The organism is Aquiflexum sp. (assembly GCF_977115555.1).
In genome coordinates, this window is the sequence record NZ_CDSBKL010000665.1 from 1 (window position 1) to 1,003 (window position 1,003).

At 42.0% G+C, this 1,003-nt stretch carries 1 protein-coding gene; it reads left to right on the plus strand.

What is annotated here, in order from left to right:
- Positions 1-116 precede the first annotated feature (116 nt).
- Positions 117-1,003 (plus strand): nucleotidyltransferase family protein (locus ACZFYI_RS20540; protein ID WP_462525980.1); only part of this gene is annotated, 887 nt, incomplete at its 3' end.

Sequence of the window (1,003 nt, forward strand, 5' to 3'; positions counted from 1 at the left end):
AGGTAAATTAACCAAAATGAATAAATTAATTACGTTTTGTAAATAAAACTCATGAGTTCTTTGTGAGAATGCCGAAAAACTTAACTTTGAGGCCTGAAAAACGACACGCCAATTTTATGAGTAAAAAACCAACACTTTTAGTCCTCGCCGCCGGAATGGGCAGCAGATACGGAGGAAACAAACAGATCGACGGATTTGGCCCAAGCGGGGAGACCATTCTGGAATATTCAATTTATGATGCCATCCGTGCGGGGTTTGGTAAGGTAGTCTTGATTGTGAGAGAGGAAATCCTACAAACTGCCAAAGACCTGTTCTTACCAAAATTAGAAGGTAAAATTGAAGTTGACTTTGTACTTCAGTCCATCAAAAGCTTTGTCCCGGAAGAATTCCAAAATCCTGAAAGGGTAAAACCTTATGGCACTGCGCATGCCGTACTTTGTGCCAAAGATGCGATTGCCGAACCTTTTGCAGTGATCAATGCAGATGATTTTTATGGCAAAGAGGCTTTTGAGGTTTTGGGGAAATTCTTGGTTGAAAATGTCAGACCTGACCTGCATGCCATGGTGGGCTATGCTATTGAGAATGTATTATCAGAACATGGCACCGTCAGCCGAGGTGTATGTTCGATGAATGAAGCCAACCAACTCATCGGCATGATCGAAAGAACTTCCATCGCAAGGGAGGGAGAAAAAATCCTTGCTAAAGGAGATGGTGAAGTCCTAGAAATCAAAGAAGGAACGCCTGTATCCATGAATTTTTGGGGTTTTCACCAAAATGTATTTTCGGATATTGAAAAAATGTGGCTTGATTTCTTGCCAGCCAACAAAGAGTATCTCAAGTCTGAATTTTATATCCCGACTGTGGCCAACAACCTGATCCAATCAGGGGAAGCTGCTTTCGAAATCCTGGAAGGTGGCAAAACATGGTTTGGAGTCACCTACACTGAAGACAAACCTGTTGTGATCGATTCACTGAAAAAAATGCACGAGTCAGGAGAATATCC